The organism is Rathayibacter sp. KR2-224 (assembly GCF_049446075.1).
Classification (GTDB): domain Bacteria; phylum Actinomycetota; class Actinomycetes; order Actinomycetales; family Microbacteriaceae; genus Humibacter.
The window spans coordinates 136,078-154,124 of sequence record NZ_JBMSEB010000003.1 but is presented as its reverse complement, the minus strand read 5'-3'; the positions used below and the strand labels follow the sequence as shown (position 1 = coordinate 154,124).

Below are 18,047 nucleotides of genomic sequence, written 5' to 3'. Positions count from 1 at the left end.
GTGGCCGCGGACGATCCGTGCGATCCTCGACCTCCACGCGGCGGAGTGTGCGATGGGGCAGAGTGGAGCGGAGCGGGTCGTCGACGCACGACCGTTCACGAGAGAGGATGTCTGCGCCCATGAACGTCGACCACCACTACGCGCTGACGGTGGAATGGACCGGTAACCGAGGCACGGGAACGAGCGGATACCGCGACTACGGTCGCGACCACATCGTGCGTGCCGAGGGCAATCCGCCCATCGAGGGCTCGAGCGACCGGGTGTTCTTCGGTGACGCGGAGCGGTGGAATCCGGAGGAACTGCTCGTCGCCGCGCTTGCCCAGTGCCACATGTTGAGCTACCTCCACGTCGCTCAGCGGAACGGCATCGTCGTCACCGCCTATACCGATGAGGCCACAGGCACCATGGCCACCACATCGGACGGCGGCGGCCGCTTCACCTCGGTGACGCTGCGTCCGGCGGTCACCATCTCGGACCCGTCGCAGGTCGAGCTCGCGCAGAGTCTGCACGAAGAGGCATCCAGCCTCTGCTTCATCGCTTCGTCGGTGAACTTCCCGGTCGAGCACGAACCGACGACGTCCGCAGATTGAGGTCCGGGTGACGAGCCGGCGGTCAGGCGCCCGGCTCGTCGGCCGGCGCCTCGTTGTACGCACCAGCCTCGGTCTGGCCGCTGAGACGCTGGATCTCAGCCATAACGGCGTCGGTTGCGAGGCGCCTGGCCTTGCCGCTGTCCGCCGGACCGAACGCGGACAGGTCGATGGGGGCGCCGAACGCCACCGTGACTCGCGCGAACCTCGGCACTTTCGACCCGACGGGCTGCAAGCGCTCCGTTCCGATCAGGCCGACCGGAACGACGGGCGCGCCGGTCGTCAGCGCAAGCCATGCGACGCCCGTGCGACCGCGATACAGGCGACCGTCGCGTGAGCGAGTCCCCTCGGGATAGAGGGCGAACGCGTTGCCTGCCTCGAGGATTCCCTTGCTGATCTCCAGGGCATCCTGCGAGTCCCTGCCCGCGCCCCTTCGCACCCCGACCGCACCGATCGCGGAGAGGAATGTGCGCTTCGCCCAGCCGGTGAAGCCGCGGCCCTCGAAGTAGTGCGACTTCGCGAGGAACTGGATGCGCCTAGGGGCCACCATGGGGATCACCACGCTGTCGATGAACGACAGATGGTTGCTCGCGATGATGACCGGTCCGGTCTTCGGCACATTCCTTCGGCCGAGCACCCGCGGCCGGTACAGCATCCTGGCCAGCGGAGCGATCACGAAACGGCCGAATGCGTACACACCGCCCGCCCGAGGACGACGTAATTCAGTGCGTGCCGGCGCGGTCGGCGCTGCTGGCCCGTGCTCACGAACACTGCGTACGGCCGAGAGCGTCGAGCGCGCCGAAGACGCTGTCGCGGTGGAGTTCGGAACGAACGAGGACTGCTGCCGCGACAGTGTGGTCATTTCCACGACGCTACGGATCCTCGTATTCCCGAATCGGAATGCGTCAGCGGGCGGGTACTCACAGGCCGGTCACCGGATCGGGGAAGCAACGGGCGCCGTCGCGCAGGTTCAGGCATCCGTCGTACTGAGGCGGAAAGCGCTGCGCTAGCGGAGAGCCGAACCACTCCTTGTAGAGGCGCCAGAAGTTGAAGTTGCCGAACGTCGAGCAGTCGCTTACGGCACCAGGGCGCTTCAGCGTCTGCGGCGACGGTTGGTACGGCGTGTAGTTGTACAGGTTTGCCGTGGCCTGATCGCGGATGTCGACCATGCTCGATCCGCAGGCGGCATTCGGGTGGTATTGAATCGCGACTCGACCGACGTGGTATCGCCAGGAGGCGCCATCGACCGTGTACTCCCTGAACTGCCATGCCGCGTTGTAGAGCTGGTTGAAGAAGCCGAAGTAGTTCGCGTCGCACGCCGCGGTGTCTGGGCATCCGTACCCCGTCGCGCGTTGGTAGCCGGATGCCGTCGGGTGCGTGAGCAGCGACTGCTCCTTCTGCAGAAGCACGAGCAAGACCTTCGGGCTGATTCCGCATGCGCGGCCGATCTTGACGATGATGGCGCTCGCGGGCTCGTTGCTCGCTCCGTGGTACGCAGCGCAGTGTGCGTACTCGGTGGGTTCGTCAGGAGTGTCCTGTCGATAGTCCGCGAGGCAGGGCGATCCTTCGGCCGGGACGCACTGGCGCGTCTCGAGGAACCGCTCCACCTGTGCCTGACTCATGCTTGCCGAGTCGTAGAACGCGAAGTCGCTGATGATGAGCCCGGGGGTGAACCGGGCGCTGGAGGGGGTTCCACCCGAGGGAACGAACACGACGGCCGCGAGCACCATCAGCGCGATGACCGAGACAGCGGCCGCGATGGCGATAACGATGTCGCCGGGCACTTCGGCGAAAACCGGTCCCCGGGCGCGCTGAGGATCGCGTTCGCGTTCGGGCATACATCGACCCTATGCGCTCCCTCTTCCGATCGGTCACGGCTCCCGCCCAGGTGGCCCGCGCCGGAACTCGAGCACGCGTCAGATGGAAGGAGTCAGTCGGCCGAGCAGATCCTGAGACGAGATGACCTCGTCGGCGAAGCCGTACCTCACCGCCTCGTCGGCGGTGTACCAGGCGTCCCGGTCGCCGTCACGCAGGATCTCCTCGAGTGTGTGGCCGGTCTGCTCCGCCGTGAGTCGCGCCATCTCGTTCTTGAACTTGACGATCTGCTCGGCCTGCCTGCTGATGTCTGCCGCCGTCCCCCCGAACCCACCATGCGGCTGGTGCATCACCACACGGGTGTTGGGCAGCACGAAGCGTTTGCCCGGCGTGCCTGAGCTCAAGAGGAACTGCGCCATGGAGGCGGCGAACCCGATGCCGACCGTCACGATGTCGGGGGTCACGTAGCGCATGACGTCGTAGATGGCGAAGCCTGCCGTCACTGAGCCGCCAGGCGAGTTGATGTAGAGCTGGATGTCGCGGTGGGGGTCGGCGGCCGCAAGCAGCAGCAGCTTTCCGCAGATCTCGTTCGCCGCCGCATCATCGACCTCGACACCGAGGAACACGATGCGGTCCTGAAGCAGGCGGTCGAAGACCTGTGAGACCGGAGCGATGGTGGTCGTGTCTGTCATGTGCTCTCCCGTGGTCGCCGACACTCCCTCACAGTCGGAGCGCCTCGCTCCGAACGGGCCTCATGGGCCGGCCGGTGTGGCTCCATCGTCGGACCGGCGGTACCGAGGTGAACACGGTTTCTGCCGACGGCGACTTCGCGCAGAGCAGAACCGCTCTTGCCCTGAGTCGGGTGCCCAGGCACGTAGCCTGAATGAACGCGCGGTTCATCGTGGCACGACGTCACGTGGTGCCAACGCTCGTCGCAAGGAGGAGAGCTGATGCTGCTCAGGCATGCGGTCGGATCCGCGATCCGCCGATTGAGGCTGGCAAGGGGCCTGACGCTGCGTCAGGTATCGCAGTCGTCGGCGATCTCACTCCCTTATCTGTCCGAGATCGAGCGGGGGCGCAAGGAGCCGTCGAGCGAAATCATCCAGACGGTCTGCGCAGTGCTGGGCATCACGCTGCGTGAGCTGATGCGGGAGACGGATGCCGAGCTGATCGTGGCCGAACGAAGTCACCCCGGTTCCCCTGCCCCTGTGCTCGACCTGACGGCGCGGCGACGGGAGCTGCTGACGGATGCCCGGGCACGGTCATCCGATGTATCCCGCGCAGAGGGCCTGTCCCGACCCGGCCAACAGCAACTCCTCGCCGCCTGAGCGCGACGAAACCGCTGGCCAAGCCGCTCCCGATCAGGCGGACTGAGCCGCCAGCGCCACCTCGATCACGCTCGCCGCGTCGTCGATCAGCTCATCGCTGATCACGACCGACGGCATGATGCGCAGCACGCTGTCCCAGCTCCCGGCGTCCAGCACGATGACGCCGTTACTCGTCGCGTGGCGCAGGATGCCCGTGAGCGCCTCCGGGTTCGGACGTCGCGTTCCCGGAACCACGAGTTCGACACCCCACATGGCGCCCTTCCCACGCACCTCGCCGACCACGCCGAACCGCTCGGCCCAATCCCCGATGCGCGCCTGGAGTGCGCGCTCGACGCGCTGCGCCTCGGCCATGAGGTTCTCGTTCTCGATCACCTCGAACGTCGCGAGAGCGGCGGCCGTCGAGACCGGGTTGCCGCCGAAGGTGCCGCCGATGCCGCCCGGCTGAACCGCATCCATGATCTCGGCACGGCCGGTGACGGCGGCGAGCGGGAATCCGCCGGCGATGCCCTTCGCACTCGTTACGAGGTCGGGAACGACTCCGAAGTGCTCGATCGAATACCACGTTCCGGTTCGCGCCATGCCGGCCTGGATCTCATCGGCGACGAAGACGATGCCGTTCTCGCGGCAGTACTCGGCGATGCGGTTCAGGTAGCCGTCAGCGGGGATGACGATGCCACCGTCGCCCTGGATGGGCTCGACGAAGAATGCGGCGATCTCGCTGGCGCCGATGTGCGTCTCGATGTAGTCGATCGTGCGCTCGGCGGCCTCCTCGCCGCTCAGGCCGTCTTTGAACGGGTAGCTCCCTGGCACGCTGTACAGCTCGCCGGGGAACGGGCCCATTCCGGCACGTTCCGGCCACGGGCGGTAGGTCATGGCCATGGTCAGGTTGGTTCGACCGTGGAAGGCGTGCTCGAGAGAGACGATGGCACGTCGCCCGGTGTGCTTGCGTGCGATCTTGACCGCGTTCTCAACGGCCTCTGCACCCGAGTTGACGAGGATGGAGTGCTTCTCGAAATCGCCGGGCGTCACCTGGGCCAGCTTCTCGGCGACTCGCACGTAGTTCTCATACGGAGTCACGGTGAAAAGGGTGTGAGTGAGCTTGTTGGCCTGCTCGAACGCGGCGGCCGCCACCGCCGGGTGCGCGTGCCCGATGGTCGTCACGCCGATCCCGCAACCGAAGTCGATGAGCCGGTTCCCGTCGACGTCGACGAGGATGGCGCCAGAGGCGTGGTCCATGTAGATATTGGCCAGGGTGCCGGCTCCGCGCGAGACGGATGCTTGGCGACGCTTCTGCAGGTCGACGGAACGGGGGCCAGGAAGCGGGGTCGCAACGGCACGGCTCTGTGGGACCGAGAATTCGCGGGGAACGGAGTATTCGGCGGGCATCCCTCCATCGTACGGTGGGCGCGTCCGGGGTCGTTCCGGCGCCTCCCAGCGGGAGCAGAGGCGGCGTGGTGCAGACTGGAGTGCCCCCATTCCCGTTCAGAAAGCCTTTGCCGTGCGCCTGAAAACCTCCGCCGTTCTCGCCGTGTCCGCTGCAGCAGCCCTGCTCCTAGCGGGATGTGCGAGCTCGGGCCCGAGCAAGAGCACGGCATCGCCGTCGGCCACCACCAGTTCGGCGTCGACGGCGTGCAATCCGCCCAAGGCCGGGAGCGTCTCGGATGCCGTGAAGGTGACGGGAGACGCGGGCGCTGAGCCGACGGTGACGTTCGACAAGCCCTTGAAGGCATCCGGCACCCAGCGCTCCTACGTCAGCAAGGGCAAAGGCGCCGAGGCGAAGAAGGGCAGCATGGTCGACGTCGCGCTCGTCGCCTACAACGGCACGAGCGGCGCCAAGCTCACGAGCAACGGATACGCGGGCACGGCGGCCATGCCCATCACCGTCGGCGACCAGACCATGATCCCTGGCTTGACGCAGTCGGTGGAGTGCGCCCCGGTCGGTTCACGTCTTGTCATGACGTCGTCCGCCAAGGATGCCTGGGGCGGCGCGGACCCGTCTGCCGTCGGCAGCCTGAAGACCACCGACACCGTGGTGTTCGTCGTCGACATCCTCGACGCAGTTCCCACCAAGGCCGATGGCGCACCTCAGCCCGCGCAGGCGGGCTTCCCCAAGGTCAAGCTGGCTTCTGACGGCAAGCCGACGGTGACGATACCCAAGGGGGAGAAGGCTCCCACCGAGACCAAGATCGAGGTGCTCAAGAAGGGCAGCGGAGAAACAGTTGCGGCCACGGACACCGTCACGATGCAGTACCAGGGGCTGCTGTGGCGCAATGGGAAGGTCTTCGACCAGACCTGGGGACGCGCGCCGTACACGAACGCGGCGAACGGGTTCGTCACGGGCTTCACGAAGGCACTGGTCGGCCAGACGGTCGGTTCGCAGGTCGAGGTGATCATTCCGCCGGCGGACGGCTACAAGAGCGAGGGCAACGCCCAGGCCGGCATCAAGGGCACCGACACGCTCGTCTTCGTCATCGACATCCTCAAGACCCAGCATTGATCGGGAGCTGTCTGCCCGGCGGTCAGTGCCCGCCTCCCGCATCAGAGAACCGCTCGGAGCGCCTCAACCGCCCGCGGATACGATGAGCGGATGCGCAGGGTACTGATTCTCGGATCCACCGGCTCGATTGGTACCCAGGCGCTCGACGTCATCCGGCGCAACCAGGAGCGGTTCGACGTCGTCGGGCTCGCAGCGGGCAGCAACCGCGAGCTGCTCGCCGCACAAGCCGCCGAGTTCCACGTCGAGCACACCGCCCTTGGCGCGGTCGAGGCGGAAGAACTTGTCCGTGACCTCGAGGCCGACGTCGTGCTCAACGGCATCACGGGATCCATCGGTCTCGGTCCCACGCTTGCCGCCCTTGAGACGGGCAGAACGCTCGCGCTGGCCAACAAAGAGTCTTTGATCGTCGGCGGCGACCTCGTCACCTCCCGTGCGAAGCCGGGGCAGATCGTGCCCGTCGACTCGGAGCACTCCGCCATCGCTCAGGCGCTGAGGGCGGGCGCCGAAAACGAGGTGCGCAGGTTGCTCGTGACGGCATCCGGAGGGCCGTTTAGGGGGCGCAGTCGTGCCGAGCTGGCACACGTCACGCCGCAGCAGGCGCTGGCGCACCCGACCTGGAACATGGGACCGGTCGTCACGACCAACTCCGCGACCTTGATGAACAAGGGCCTGGAAGTGATCGAGGCGCACCTGCTGTTCGACGTTCCCTACGACCGCATCGACGTCGTCGTGCACCCGCAGTCCATCGTGCACTCGATGGTGGAGTTCACAGACGGCTCCATCATCGCGCAGGCCTCGCCGCCCGACATGCGTCTGCCCATCTCGTTGGGCCTCGACTGGCCGCACCGCGTTCCGGACGTCGGCGTTCCACTCGACTTCACCCGTGCGCAGCAATGGACGTTCGAGCCTCTCGACGAGGATGCCTTCCCCGCCGTCGCGCTGGCCAAACACGTCGGCCGTGCGGGTGGCACGTATCCGGCGGTGTTCAACGCGGCGAACGAGCAGGCGGTGGCCGCGTTCCATGCCGGGAGACTGGGCTTCCTCGGCATCGTCGACACGGTTCGGCGGGTCGTCGATGAGCACGAGGCACCGGCCGCCCTCGACCTGTCGACGCTCGCCGAGGCGGAACGCTGGGCCCGCGAGCGGGCCGATTCCGTCATCGACGCCTAGCCGGGCGTCGACTTTCGCCGACCCCCGTTCGGCTACTTGGTTGCGGTCGGCGTCGGGGTCGGTGTCGAAGTCGAACCGCCCACGGTGGACTGCACGAACGATGCGAAGGCGTTCGCGTCGGTCAGCGAACCCTTGTATTGCTGGCCGTTCACGATCACGGTGGGGGTCCCAGTGAACGTCGTGATGTTCGAGTTGGCCAGCTTCTGAGTGGTCGCCCGCTTCGTCGCCGCGTTGAGCCACGTCGAGTACCTGGTGTTGTTCACACACTTCGTGATGTCGGCAGAACTCGCGCCTGCACTCTTCAGGATCGAGAGGATCTTCGAGTTCGCCAGTCCGCCCGTGTTCTCCTGCGGCTGCTTGGCGTACAGCGCCGTGTTCACCGCGAGGAACTTGTCGGGAGCGTCACTGGCCACGCAGGCCACGGCGTTGCCGGCCCGCAGCGAGTAGCCTCCGTTCGCGGGGGACGTCAGGTAGTTGAGCGGATGCACCTCGAGCTGGGCAAGCCCGGCGTCGAGCCACTGTTCGATCTGCGTCATGTTGGTCTGCTCGAACTGCTGGCAGTACGGGCACTGCAGGTCTTCGTAGATCGTGATGTACGCCTTGCTGGCCGTGTCGGACTGCGTGGTCGGCGTCGGCTTCTCGCCGGCAGCAAGCGCAGGCGTGCGAACGGCCTTGGTCGAACCGGTCAGCACAATGCCGTCGCTGACCATGTTCTTCGGCCCGGTCGCCGTCTGACCCTGCGGAATCGAGTTCACGATCACGAGCGCAACGACGGCCAGCACGGCGACGATGACAACGGCGACGGATCCCTGGATCCACCACTTGCGTCGGCGCGCCTTCTTCGCCGCCTCCTCGCGCATCAGTCGCGCGTGTTCACGCGCAGCCTCTCGGCGGTCCTTCTTGCTCGGACCATTCGCACCGCGGCCAGTAGCCATCTGCGTCCTCTTCGATAAGGGGGATGTCGAAAACAGCGTGGACGTCGGCCTCAGGCGACGTGATCCGTGGCCGCAGGCGAGTCAGCTTCTCACCCTAACGTGGCCTGGCTATGCGTTTCGTGAGGAGATGCCGCGAGGAGGCGGCGAAGAACGCCAGAACCTGCATTCGCCCCGCCGCCGTTCAGGAGCGCCTGGCTACCATGCCTACATGTCCTCCGTGCTGCCTTTCGTCGTCGGCGTGCTGATCTTCGTGGTCGGCCTCGCCGTATCGATCGCGCTTCACGAACTCGGCCACCTCACTGCGGCGAAGGCCTTCGGTGTGAAGGTCACGCAGTACATGATCGGCTTCGGCAGGACGCTGTTCTCGTTCCGCAGGGGAGAGACCGAGTACGGAGTCAAGCTGCTTCCGCTCGGCGGCTACATCGCGATGATCGGGATGTTCCCTCCCAGGCGCCCAGGGGAGGCGCCGCGAGACGCATCCACCGGCTTCTACAACTCGCTCGTGATGACGGACGGCGCCATCGGGGCGCCGGCCGCGGAGCGCGCCCAGCAACGTCGAAGCGTGCTCGGCACCATGGCCGACGAGGCGCGTCAGGCCAGTGCCGAGACCATTCCGCGCGGCGAAGAGCACCGGGCCTTCTACCTGCTGCACCCGCTGAAGCGCATCGTCGTGATGCTCGCCGGACCCTTCATGAACCTCGTCATCGCGTTCGTGCTCATCGTGATCATGCTGTGCGGCATCGGGCTTCAGGGTGCCAGCACCACTGTGCAGACCGTGTCGGAGTGCCTCAAGCCCGCATCATCGTCGTCGACGACGTGTGCGGCATCCGATCCGGCTTCCCCTGCTGCGGCCGCTGGGCTGAAATCGGGAGACCGCATCGTCGAGTATGGCGGAACCGAGATCAAGAGCTGGGACCAGCTGTCGACGTTGATCGAGGGTTCGGCAGGCCGCACCGTTCCCGTGGTCGTCGAGCGCAACGGCAAGCGGGTCGCTCTCACCGTGACGCCGGAGAAGACGCAGAAGCAGGTCACCGAGGCGAACGGATCCTCGGTCACGAAAGACGTCGGCATGATCGGCATCGCCCCGACCAGTCAGTTGGAGCGTCAGTCCATCGGCACAGCGCTGAGCACGACCGGGCAGCAGCTGGGGCAGGTCGCGGGCGTGGTCGTGAACCTGCCGCAGCGCATGGTCGGCATCTGGAACGCCGCGTTCGGGCAGGGGGAGCGGTCCGCGTCCAGCCCCGTCGGCATCATCGGCGTCGGACGGATGGCCGGCGAGATCGCCGACAGCTCCTCGTACGCCTTCGTGTCCAAGATCCAGCTCATGCTGAGCCTGCTCGCATCGCTCAACCTTGCGCTGTTCGTGTTCAACATGGTCCCGCTGCTGCCGCTCGACGGCGGACATATCGCCGGCGCCATCTGGGAGTGGCTGAAGCGCGGCTGGTTCAAGGCGACGCGTCGAGGCAGTGCCCCTAAGCCGGTCGACCTGGCGCGGCTCATGCCGCTCACCTATGCCGTCATCATCGTGCTCGGTGCCATGAGCCTGCTGCTCGCATACGCCGACATCGTCAAGCCGATCACGCTGCCCGGCTGAGCTGCGGCCCGATTCGGCCAGCGCCTTGTCGGCGACCCCGGCCGCCTTCGGCGGTCCGCCTCGTTGACACGCGGGGCGCGGGGCGCGACGATGCCCCTGGGCGCCGACGCTCGGGGCCGGGAAGGTGTCGACCATGACGGACTTGACCGGACGCAGGGCGCTTGTGACCGGAGGGGCCAGTGGGATCGGCGCAGCGTGCGTTACGGCGTTCGCAGCAGCGGGGGCATCCGTCACGGTTGCGGACATCGACGGCGACGCCGCCGAGCGAGTCGCCGCCGAGGTGGACGGAGCCGCGTGGCGCGTCGACCTGAGCGACACGAAGGCCCTGGCCTCGTTGCGGCTCGACACCGACATCCTCGTGAACAACGCAGGCATCCAGCGGGTGAGCCCGATCGAGCACTTCGACCCGGACGCCTTCGAGCTGATCATCCGCCTCATGCTCGAGGCACCGTTCCTTCTGATCAGGGGCGTGCTGCCCGGCATGTATGAGCGGGGCTGGGGCCGCATCATCAACCTGTCCAGCGTTCACGGTCTGCGCGCATCCGCCTACAAGTCCGCCTACGTGGCGGCCAAGCACGGACTCGAAGGGCTGTCGAAGGTGACCGCCCTCGAAGGTGCCGAGCAGGGCGTGACGAGCAACTGCATCAACCCCTCGTATGTGCGAACACCACTCGTCGAGAAGCAGATCGCCGACCAGGCCCGAGTGCACGGCATCCCCGAAGACGAGGTCGTGCCGAAGATCATGCTCACCGAGAGCGCCATCAAACGGCTCGTCGAACCGCACGAGGTCGCCGCTCTCGCCGTGTGGCTGGCAGGCGACGAAGCGGGAATGGTCACCGGTGCCAGCTACGCCATGGACGGCGGATGGAGTGCCAAGTGAAGTACGTCCCGGTGACGTTCCCCGTCGACGGCGCTCGACTCGCGGGCGCCATCTGGGAACCGAGTAACGGCGACGAGAGCGCGCCCGTCGTCCTGGCCGTACACGGCATCACGGCGTCGCATCTGTCGTGGGCCATGGTCGCGCGATTCCTGCAGGGGGTGCGCCTGGTCGCCCCGGATCTGCGCGGGCGGGCAGGCAGCGCGGATGCTCCTCCGCCGTGGAACATGACCGATCACGCAGACGACCTGGCACGCGTGCTCGACCACCTCGGAGTCGAACGCGCCGTGCTGCTGGGCCACTCGATGGGCGGTTTCGTTGCGGGGTGGACCGCCGCGAGGCATCCCGACCGGGTGGCCGCGCTCGTATTGGTCGACGGCGGGCTTCCCCTCCCGTGGCCGGCGGGCATCCCCAAGGACGAGTCGGCGCCCGCCCGGCTCCTCGGTCCGGCGGGCGATCGGCTGACGACGGTCTACCCCGATCGCGACGCGTACCTCGCCTTCTGGCGCAGGCATCCCGCATTCGCACAGCACTGGAACGACGACATCGAACACTACGTTCTCTACGACCTCGACGACGTCGACGGCGGCGTCCGGCCACGCACGCGCCTCGAGGCGGTCGCGACGAACATCGTTCAGCAGAGTGGCAACGACGGATATCTGGATGCCGTCGCCCACTCTGGAGCGCCCATCGAGTTTCTGCACTCCCCTCGCGGGCTGCTGAACGACGTGCCGCCCCTCTACCCCGACGCCGTGCTGCACGCGGCGCTCGAGCAGGTGCCGCGAATCCGCGTGCACGAGGTGCCCGACGTGAACCACTACACGATCGTGCTCGACGAGAACGGTGCAGAGCGCGTAGCCGGCGTGGTCGCGTCTGCCATCGGCGATGCGCGGCCCGGCGACGCTGACCCGTCCGGGCAGTCGCTCGGCCAGAGGCGAACGCGAGAGCACGGCATCCTGCCGACCATTCCAGAAGGGAACCGACCATGAAGAAGCTCTTCAAGGGCATCACGGCGAAGAGCGTCGTCACGCCCCGTCTCACGGCGAACGTGCTCGAACGCAAGGGTGCCACTCGAGGAGAGACCGTCGTGTTCGTGCACGGCAACTGCTCGTCGTCCCTGTTCTTCCAGCCCGTGATCCTGTTGCTGCCGCCCGCCATCAGGCCCGTCGCCGTCGACCTGCGCGGGTTCGGCGACAGCGAGACGCTGCCTGTGGATGCCACGCGCGGCATTCGCGACTTCGCCGACGACGTGTGGTCGGTCATCGACGCCCTCGGCATCCAGCGCGTGCACCTCGTCGGGTGGAGCATGGGCGGCGGCGTCGTGCTGCAGCAGCTGATCGACCGGCCAGAGGCGGTGGCGTCGGTCACGCTGATCTCACCCGTTTCGCCCTACGGGTTCGGTGGCACGGCGGCGGACGGCACGCGCCTCACCGACGACGACGCCGGTGTCGGCGCAGGAGGTGCCAACCCCGACTTCGTCTCAAGGCTCGCCTCCGGTGACCGTTCCGCAGACGAGCCGACCTCGCCACGCTCGGTGTTCCGCTCCTCCTATGTGGCTGCGGGCTACGACGGCAGCCACGAAGACCTCTGGGTTGCATCGATGCTGACCACCGCGGTCGGAGACGACAACTATCCTGGCGATTCCGTGCCGTCGGCGAACTGGCCGGGCATGGCACCCGGCACGCGCGGCGTGCTCAACACCATGGCGCCCAAGTACTTCGATGTGACGGGCATCGTCGACCTCGCCGTCAAGCCACCGGTGCTGTGGATCCACGGCGGAGACGACGCCATCGTCGGTGACGAGACCTTCTTCGACCTGAACACGCTGGGCAAGGCGGGCGTCCTGCCCGGGTGGCCCGGCGAGAAGGTCGCGCCGCCTCAGCCGATGGTGGCGCAGACCAGGGCCGTGCTGAAACGGTACGCGGATGCCGGCGGCAGCTTCCGCGAGCTGGCCAAGCGCGACTGCGGCCACTCCGCCCACATCGAATACCCAGGCGTCGTCACCGACGCGCTCGTCGAACTCGTGACGGGTGTGAACTCGCGCGTCTGAGCCAAGCATCCGCCGCTCCGGCGCCCCCTCCTCTTCCTTTCTTCGCGAGAGGGAGCGGCGGGGAGCGGCGGCGAAGGGCGACGCGAGACGGCCAGGTTGCGCCGGGTACCGCGACCTAGACTGATGCGGTGCCAGCAGTGAATCTCGGTATGCCGAAGGTCCCGGAAGTGCTCCACCCTCGTCGCAAGTCGCGGCAGATCCGGGTGGGGAAGGTCCTTGTCGGCGGAGACGCCCCGATCAGCGTGCAGTCGATGACCACGACGCCGACCACGAATATCAACGCGACGCTGCAGCAGATCGCCGAACTGACGGCATCCGGATGCGACATCGTGCGCGTTGCCGTGCCCAGCCGCGACGACGCCGAGGCGCTGCCCATCATCGCGAAGAAGTCGCAGATTCCCGTCATCGCAGACATCCACTTCCAGCCCAACTACGTGTTCGCGGCCATCGACGCTGGGTGCGCGGCGGTGCGCGTGAACCCGGGCAACATCCGCAAGTTCGACGACCAGGTCGGCGAGATCGCAAGGCGTGCCAAAGCGGCCGGCGTGTCGTTGCGCATCGGGGTGAACGCGGGATCTCTCGAGCCGAGCCTGCTGCAGAAGTACGGCAAGCCGACGCCGGAGGCGCTCGTCGAATCGGCGGTCTGGGAGGCGAGCCTGTTCGAGGAGCACGACTTCCATGACTTCAAGATCTCTGTGAAGCACAACGACCCCGTCGTCATGGTGAAGGCCTACCGCATGCTGGCCGAGCGCGGCGATTGGCCGCTGCACCTCGGCGTGACCGAGGCCGGACCGGCGTTCCAGGGCACCATCAAGTCCGCCACGGCGTTTGGAATCCTGCTCGCCGAGGGCATCGGAGACACCATTCGGGTGTCGCTTTCGGCGCCGCCGGTGGAGGAGGTCAAGGTCGGCCTCCAGATTCTGCAATCGCTCAACCTGCGCGAGCGCAAGCTCGAGATCGTCTCCTGCCCGTCGTGCGGCCGCGCACAGGTGGATGTCTACACGCTCGCCGACAACGTCACCGAGGGCCTGCAGGGCATGAGCGTGCCGCTGCGCGTCGCCGTCATGGGATGCGTCGTCAACGGCCCCGGTGAGGCGCGCGAGGCGGACCTGGGAGTGGCATCCGGCAACGGCAAGGGCCAGATCTTCGTCAAGGGCGAGGTCATCAAGACCGTCCCCGAGTCGGAGATCGTTCAGACGCTCATCGAGGAGGCGAACCGCATCGCCGACGAGATGGGCGCTGCGGCTCCCGTCGGAGAGCCTTCGGTCACTGTCGGTCACTGAACTCCAGGCGGCCGGCGTCTAGTGCAGAGAGCCGCCTGGCACACGGATGTCGCTAGCGGCGTCGAGCGTGGTGCGGATCGCGATCTCGATCGCCCGCGCGAGCTGTTCGAGCGGCAGCTCCGGCTCGTCGTTCGGCGCCTGTCCCGCCGCCCATGGCAAGTGGATGAATCCGGCGCGGGCATCGGCATCCTCGGCCCACCGCGCCGCGTGAACGAGCACGTGATTGCACACGAACGAACCCGCCGTCAGTGACGCGCCGACGGGGATGCCCTCGGCAGCGACATCCCGCGCGATCGCCTTCACCGGCAGTGAAGCGAAGATCGCAGCCGGCGCGCCGGGCAGCGACGGCTCGTCGATCGGCCGCTCGCCGTCGTTGTCCGGGATGCGGGCATCGATGAGGTTCACGCCGACGCGCTCGACGGAGACGACTGAACGGCCGCCGGCCAGCCCCGTCGCGATCACCACATCCGGATCGTGCTCCTCGAGCAGCTCGTACAGGCGCGACACCGACCCGCGGAACGTCACTGGCAGAACCTCGGTCACGAGCAGTTCAGGTGCGGCCCAGCGCGACGCGACGAGCCGCACGGCATCCCCGGACGGGTTGACGGCATCCGATCCGAACGGCTCGAATCCGGTGAGCAGAATCGTCGTCACGATGCCTCTTCGAGCGGCTGTGCCGAGGTCCCGCCGGCCGGTTCGAACTGCACGGTCCCGCTGCCGATGTCGGCATGCTCCAGCACGACATCGATGGTCGTCCCGGCACGCACCGATTCCGGTACCCGGCACGACGCGGTCACGATCGGGTCGGTCAGCTGGATGCGCGCCTTTCCCTCGTGCACGTCGAGCACCCACGCGGTGAACCGATCGCCCACCCGGTCGAGGAGGGTCGCCGCTTCTACCCGGTTAAGCGCTCCTGTCGACAGCCGCGAAGCTCGCTCCGTCGACGTCTGCATGAGGCCGGGCACCGCAGGCAGGCTCTCACGCACCCAATCCGGCACGTCCGTTCCAGAAGAGATCGACTCGCACACCACCAGGCCCCAACGGTCGACGAGACGGCGCAGCGGCGCGGTGACGTGCGCGTAGGGAGACGCCACGGCGGCCTGCGCGGGGCTCGCCGGCGCCTCACCGTCGAACGCGACGTAACCGGCGCCCCGGAACAGGGATGCTGCGGCCTGCAACAGGGCGAGCGTCTGCGGGTCGTCGCCGGTGAGCCCACGCAGATACTCGCCGTATGGCACGCCGTCGTGCCACGGCCGCCCGAGAGCGATCGTCCGTAGCCGGAACGCGGCGACCGTGGTGGCTTCCGGGGGCGGCATCGTCCGCAGGATGCCCACCCGTGCCCCGAGCATCAGCTCGGCGGCAGCGATGCCGGTCATGAGCGACAGCTGGGCATTCCAGTCCTCGAGCGGCAACGGACGACGCCTCACGATCCGGTAGGCGCCGGAGGGATCCCGCACGATCTCCTCGTCCGGTAGGTCGAGACTCGCACCGCCACGCAACCGCTCCTGCTCGAGCCGTGCCCGGCCTATCTCGGGAAGCAAGGCCGCAGGCGTGCCCGTCTCACCCCGATCCAATGCCGCCTGCGTGCCGACGTAGTCGAGCTGCGCGCGCGAGCGTACCCATGCGCGCTCCACATGATGCGAGGTCACCACGGCCGCAGAGTCGAGGTCGAACGTCCAGACGAACGCGGTGCGGTCCTGCCCGGGCAGCAGCGATGCCTTCTGCTCGCTCAGCACAAGCGGATGCAGCGGCACCGTGCCATCCGGCGCATACAGCGTCTGCCCTCTGCGGCGCGCCTCGCCGTCCACCGCGCCGCCCGGTCTGACAAAGCCCGGAACATCGGCGATGGCGTACCGCACTCGCCAGCCCGAACCCCGGCGCTCCAACTGGAAAGCCTGATCCAGATCCTTGGAACCGGCGGGATCGAGTGTGGCGAACGGGATGTCTCGCAAGTCGAGCGCGGGGGGTGTCGCGGTGGCGGCATCCGCCTCTTCGAGCACCTCTGGCGGAAAGTCTCGTGGAATGTCGAGCTCCGTGCGAAGAGCGGCCAGGGCTTCTGCGAGCTCGCTCTGCGCCGTCGAAGCGGTCAGGTGAGCGCGACGGAGGGGCACGACCTCAACCCTAGACTTGAGGGGTGGTCACCCGTCTCTCGAACTACTTCCTGCGCACACTCCGCGAAGATCCCGCCGAAGCGGAGGTCACGAGCCACAGGTTGCTCGTGCGAGCCGGCTACATCCGCCGACAGGCCGCCGGCGTCTTCGCCTGGTTGCCGCTCGGCTTGCGGGTGAAGGCCAAGATCGAGCGGATCGTACGCGAAGAGATGGAGGCGGCCGGCGCGCAAGAGGTGCACTTTCCGGCCCTCGTGCCTCGCGAGCCGTATGAGGCCACCGGTCGCTGGGAAGAGTACGGCGATCTGCTGTTCCGCCTGCAGGACCGCAAGGGCGGCGACTACCTGCTCGCGCCCACGCACGAAGAGGCGTTCACACTGCTGGTGAAAGACCTGTACTCGTCGTACAAAGACCTGCCGATCACCCTGTACCAGATCCAGGACAAGTACCGCGACGAGGCGCGCCCACGTGCCGGCCTGCTGCGCGGCCGCGAGTTCACCATGAAGGATGCCTACTCCTTCGACTACACGGATGCCGGCCTCGACGCATCGTACGAAGCCCAGCGGACGGCGTACGAACGCATCTTCACCAGGCTCGGCCTGTCTTACGTCATCGTGCAGGCGGATGCCGGCGCCATGGGCGGATCCCGCAGCGAGGAGTTCCTGCACCCCACACCGGTGGGGGAGGACACCTTCGTGCAGTCGCCCGGAGGATACGCGGCGAACGTGGAGGCGTTCACCACGACGCCGCCGCCCGCCCGCTCCTATGAGAAGCTGAGCCCGCAGGAGGTCGTGGACACCCCGGACACGCCCACGATCGCGACGCTCGTCGCCATCGCGAACGAGAAGCACCCCCGCCCGGATGGACGGGCGTGGACGGCTGCTGACACGCTGAAGAACGTTGTGCTTGCGCTCACCCACCTCGATGGGTCGCGCGAGGTCGTCGTCGTGGGTCTTCCCGGAGATCGCGAGGTCGACATGAAGCGCGCCGAGGTGGCATTCGCGCCTGCCGAGATCGAACCGGCAACGGATGCCGACTTCGCCAAGCATTCGGGTCTCGTCAAGGGTTACATCGGGCCGTGGTCGCCTGAGGGACAGGTGCTGGGTGAGGAATCGCGCACGGGCATCCGCTACTTCGTGGATTCCCGTGTGGTCGACGGTTCCGGCTGGGTCACGGGCGCCAACGTCGAAGGAAAGCACGTGCTGGGCCTCGTCGCCGGGCGCGACTTCACCTGGGACGGCCATGTCGAGGTGGCCGAAGTGCTGCCGGGCGATCCGGCGCCCGACGGCTCTGGGCCCGTCGAACTCGCTCGCGGCATGGAGATCGGCCACGTCTTCCAGCTGGGCCGAAAGTACGCGGAAGCGCTCGGGCTCAAGGTGCTCGACGAGAACGGAAAGCTCGTCACCGTGACGATGGGCTCGTACGGCATCGGCGTCACGCGCATTCTCGCCATCATCGCCGAGGAGAACAACGATGAGAAGGGCCTGATCTGGCCCGAGTCGGTCGCCCCTTTCGACGTGCACGTCGTGGCGACCGGCAAAGACGAGGCGATCTACGGCGTGGCGGACAGCGTCGTGGCGTCGTTGGAGGCGTCGGGCCTCGACGTGCTCTACGACGACCGGCCGAAAGTGTCGCCAGGTGTGAAGTTCGGAGACGCCGAGCTGGTCGGTGTGCCGCGCATCGTGATCGTGGGACGCGACGCTACAGACGGTGTGGTTGAGCTGTGGGATCGTCGCACGGGCGAACGCAGCAAGGTCGGTGTCGGCGACGTCGCCGCCGCACTGGCCGGAACCGCCTGACGCT

17 protein-coding genes are annotated in these 18,047 nt (G+C 67.3%); 10 read left to right on the top strand and 7 right to left on the bottom strand.

What is annotated here, in order from left to right; genetic code table 11:
* Positions 1–119: 119 nt before the first annotated feature.
* Positions 120–590, top strand: coding sequence for an OsmC family protein (locus ACO2Q7_RS15730; RefSeq protein WP_423356657.1), 471 nt, complete (start codon positions 120–122; stop codon positions 588–590).
* Positions 591–612: 22 nt separating this feature from the next.
* Here the strand turns inward: ACO2Q7_RS15730 and ACO2Q7_RS15725 are convergent, their stop codons facing one another.
* The 3 genes from ACO2Q7_RS15725 to ACO2Q7_RS15715 all read right to left on the bottom strand — a co-directional run bounded on the left by ACO2Q7_RS15725 (position 613) and on the right by ACO2Q7_RS15715 (position 3,094).
* Positions 613–1,449, bottom strand: coding sequence for a lysophospholipid acyltransferase family protein (locus ACO2Q7_RS15725; protein ID WP_423356656.1), 837 nt, complete (start codon positions 1,447–1,449; stop codon positions 613–615).
* Between the two features lie 58 nt (positions 1,450–1,507).
* On the bottom strand, positions 1,508–2,425 hold the full coding sequence (locus ACO2Q7_RS15720) for a hypothetical protein (protein WP_423356655.1): 918 nt from the start codon (positions 2,423–2,425) through the stop codon (positions 1,508–1,510).
* Positions 2,426–2,503: 78 nt separating this feature from the next.
* Positions 2,504–3,094 (bottom strand): ClpP family protease, encoded by a 591-nt coding sequence (locus tag ACO2Q7_RS15715; RefSeq protein ID WP_423356654.1) that lies wholly within the window; start codon positions 3,092–3,094, stop codon positions 2,504–2,506.
* A gap of 258 nt (positions 3,095–3,352) precedes the next feature.
* On the opposite strand from ACO2Q7_RS15715, the gene ACO2Q7_RS15710 reads away from it, so the two are divergent.
* Positions 3,353–3,730 carry a helix-turn-helix domain-containing protein gene (locus tag ACO2Q7_RS15710; protein WP_423356653.1) on the top strand — a complete coding sequence of 126 codons (378 nt, stop codon included), beginning with the start codon at positions 3,353–3,355 and terminating at the stop codon, positions 3,728–3,730.
* Between the two features lie 33 nt (positions 3,731–3,763).
* Here the strand turns inward: ACO2Q7_RS15710 and ACO2Q7_RS15705 are convergent, their stop codons facing one another.
* Complete coding sequence (locus tag ACO2Q7_RS15705) at positions 3,764–5,116, bottom strand: aminotransferase class III-fold pyridoxal phosphate-dependent enzyme (protein WP_423356652.1); 1,353 nt, start codon at positions 5,114–5,116, stop codon at positions 3,764–3,766.
* Between the two features lie 112 nt (positions 5,117–5,228).
* Between ACO2Q7_RS15705 and ACO2Q7_RS15700 the strand changes: the two genes are divergently transcribed.
* Entirely contained in the window at positions 5,229–6,227 is a 999-nt protein-coding gene (locus ACO2Q7_RS15700; protein ID WP_423356651.1) for an FKBP-type peptidyl-prolyl cis-trans isomerase, read from the top strand.
* 90 nt (positions 6,228–6,317) lie between these two features.
* Complete coding sequence (gene dxr, locus ACO2Q7_RS15695; RefSeq protein ID WP_423356650.1) at positions 6,318–7,397, top strand: 1-deoxy-D-xylulose-5-phosphate reductoisomerase; 1,080 nt, start codon at positions 6,318–6,320, stop codon at positions 7,395–7,397.
* A gap of 32 nt (positions 7,398–7,429) precedes the next feature.
* Here the strand turns inward: dxr and ACO2Q7_RS15690 are convergent, their stop codons facing one another.
* Positions 7,430–8,332 (bottom strand): DsbA family protein, encoded by a 903-nt coding sequence (locus ACO2Q7_RS15690; protein WP_423356649.1) that lies wholly within the window; start codon positions 8,330–8,332, stop codon positions 7,430–7,432.
* Between the two features lie 208 nt (positions 8,333–8,540).
* Here ACO2Q7_RS15690 and ACO2Q7_RS15685 point away from each other — a divergent pair, with 208 nt between their 5' ends.
* The 5 genes from ACO2Q7_RS15685 (at position 8,541) to ispG (ending at position 14,136) form a co-directional block, all read left to right on the top strand.
* Positions 8,541–9,926, top strand: a complete 1,386-nt coding sequence (locus ACO2Q7_RS15685) for a M50 family metallopeptidase (protein WP_423356648.1) — start codon at positions 8,541–8,543, stop codon at positions 9,924–9,926.
* 133 nt (positions 9,927–10,059) lie between these two features.
* A complete protein-coding gene (locus tag ACO2Q7_RS15680; protein ID WP_423356647.1) occupies positions 10,060–10,806 on the top strand; it encodes a 3-hydroxybutyrate dehydrogenase in 747 nt (248 codons plus the stop codon).
* The gene (locus ACO2Q7_RS15675; RefSeq protein ID WP_423356646.1) at positions 10,803–11,792 is read left to right on the top strand and encodes an alpha/beta hydrolase; all 990 of its coding nucleotides are present in this window, start codon (positions 10,803–10,805) and stop codon (positions 11,790–11,792) included. The genes ACO2Q7_RS15680 and ACO2Q7_RS15675 overlap by 4 nt, the downstream gene beginning before the upstream one ends.
* Entirely contained in the window at positions 11,789–12,853 is a 1,065-nt protein-coding gene (locus ACO2Q7_RS15670) for an alpha/beta hydrolase (RefSeq protein WP_423356645.1), read from the top strand. The genes ACO2Q7_RS15675 and ACO2Q7_RS15670 overlap by 4 nt, the downstream gene beginning before the upstream one ends.
* A 149-nt stretch (positions 12,854–13,002) precedes the next feature.
* Positions 13,003–14,136, top strand: coding sequence for a flavodoxin-dependent (E)-4-hydroxy-3-methylbut-2-enyl-diphosphate synthase (gene ispG / locus ACO2Q7_RS15665; RefSeq protein WP_423356917.1), 1,134 nt, complete (start codon positions 13,003–13,005; stop codon positions 14,134–14,136).
* Positions 14,137–14,154: 18 nt separating this feature from the next.
* Here ispG and pcp read toward each other — a convergent pair whose 3' ends face one another.
* Positions 14,155–14,790 (bottom strand): pyroglutamyl-peptidase I, encoded by a 636-nt coding sequence (pcp, locus tag ACO2Q7_RS15660; protein ID WP_423356644.1) that lies wholly within the window; start codon positions 14,788–14,790, stop codon positions 14,155–14,157.
* Positions 14,787–16,247, bottom strand: coding sequence for an RNB domain-containing ribonuclease (locus tag ACO2Q7_RS15655; protein ID WP_423356643.1), 1,461 nt, complete (start codon positions 16,245–16,247; stop codon positions 14,787–14,789). Before ACO2Q7_RS15655 ends, pcp begins: the two co-directional genes overlap by 4 nt.
* A 23-nt stretch (positions 16,248–16,270) precedes the next feature.
* Between ACO2Q7_RS15655 and ACO2Q7_RS15650 the strand changes: the two genes are divergently transcribed.
* Entirely contained in the window at positions 16,271–18,043 is a 1,773-nt protein-coding gene (locus ACO2Q7_RS15650) for a proline--tRNA ligase (protein ID WP_423356642.1), read from the top strand.
* Positions 18,044–18,047: the final 4 nt, after the last annotated feature.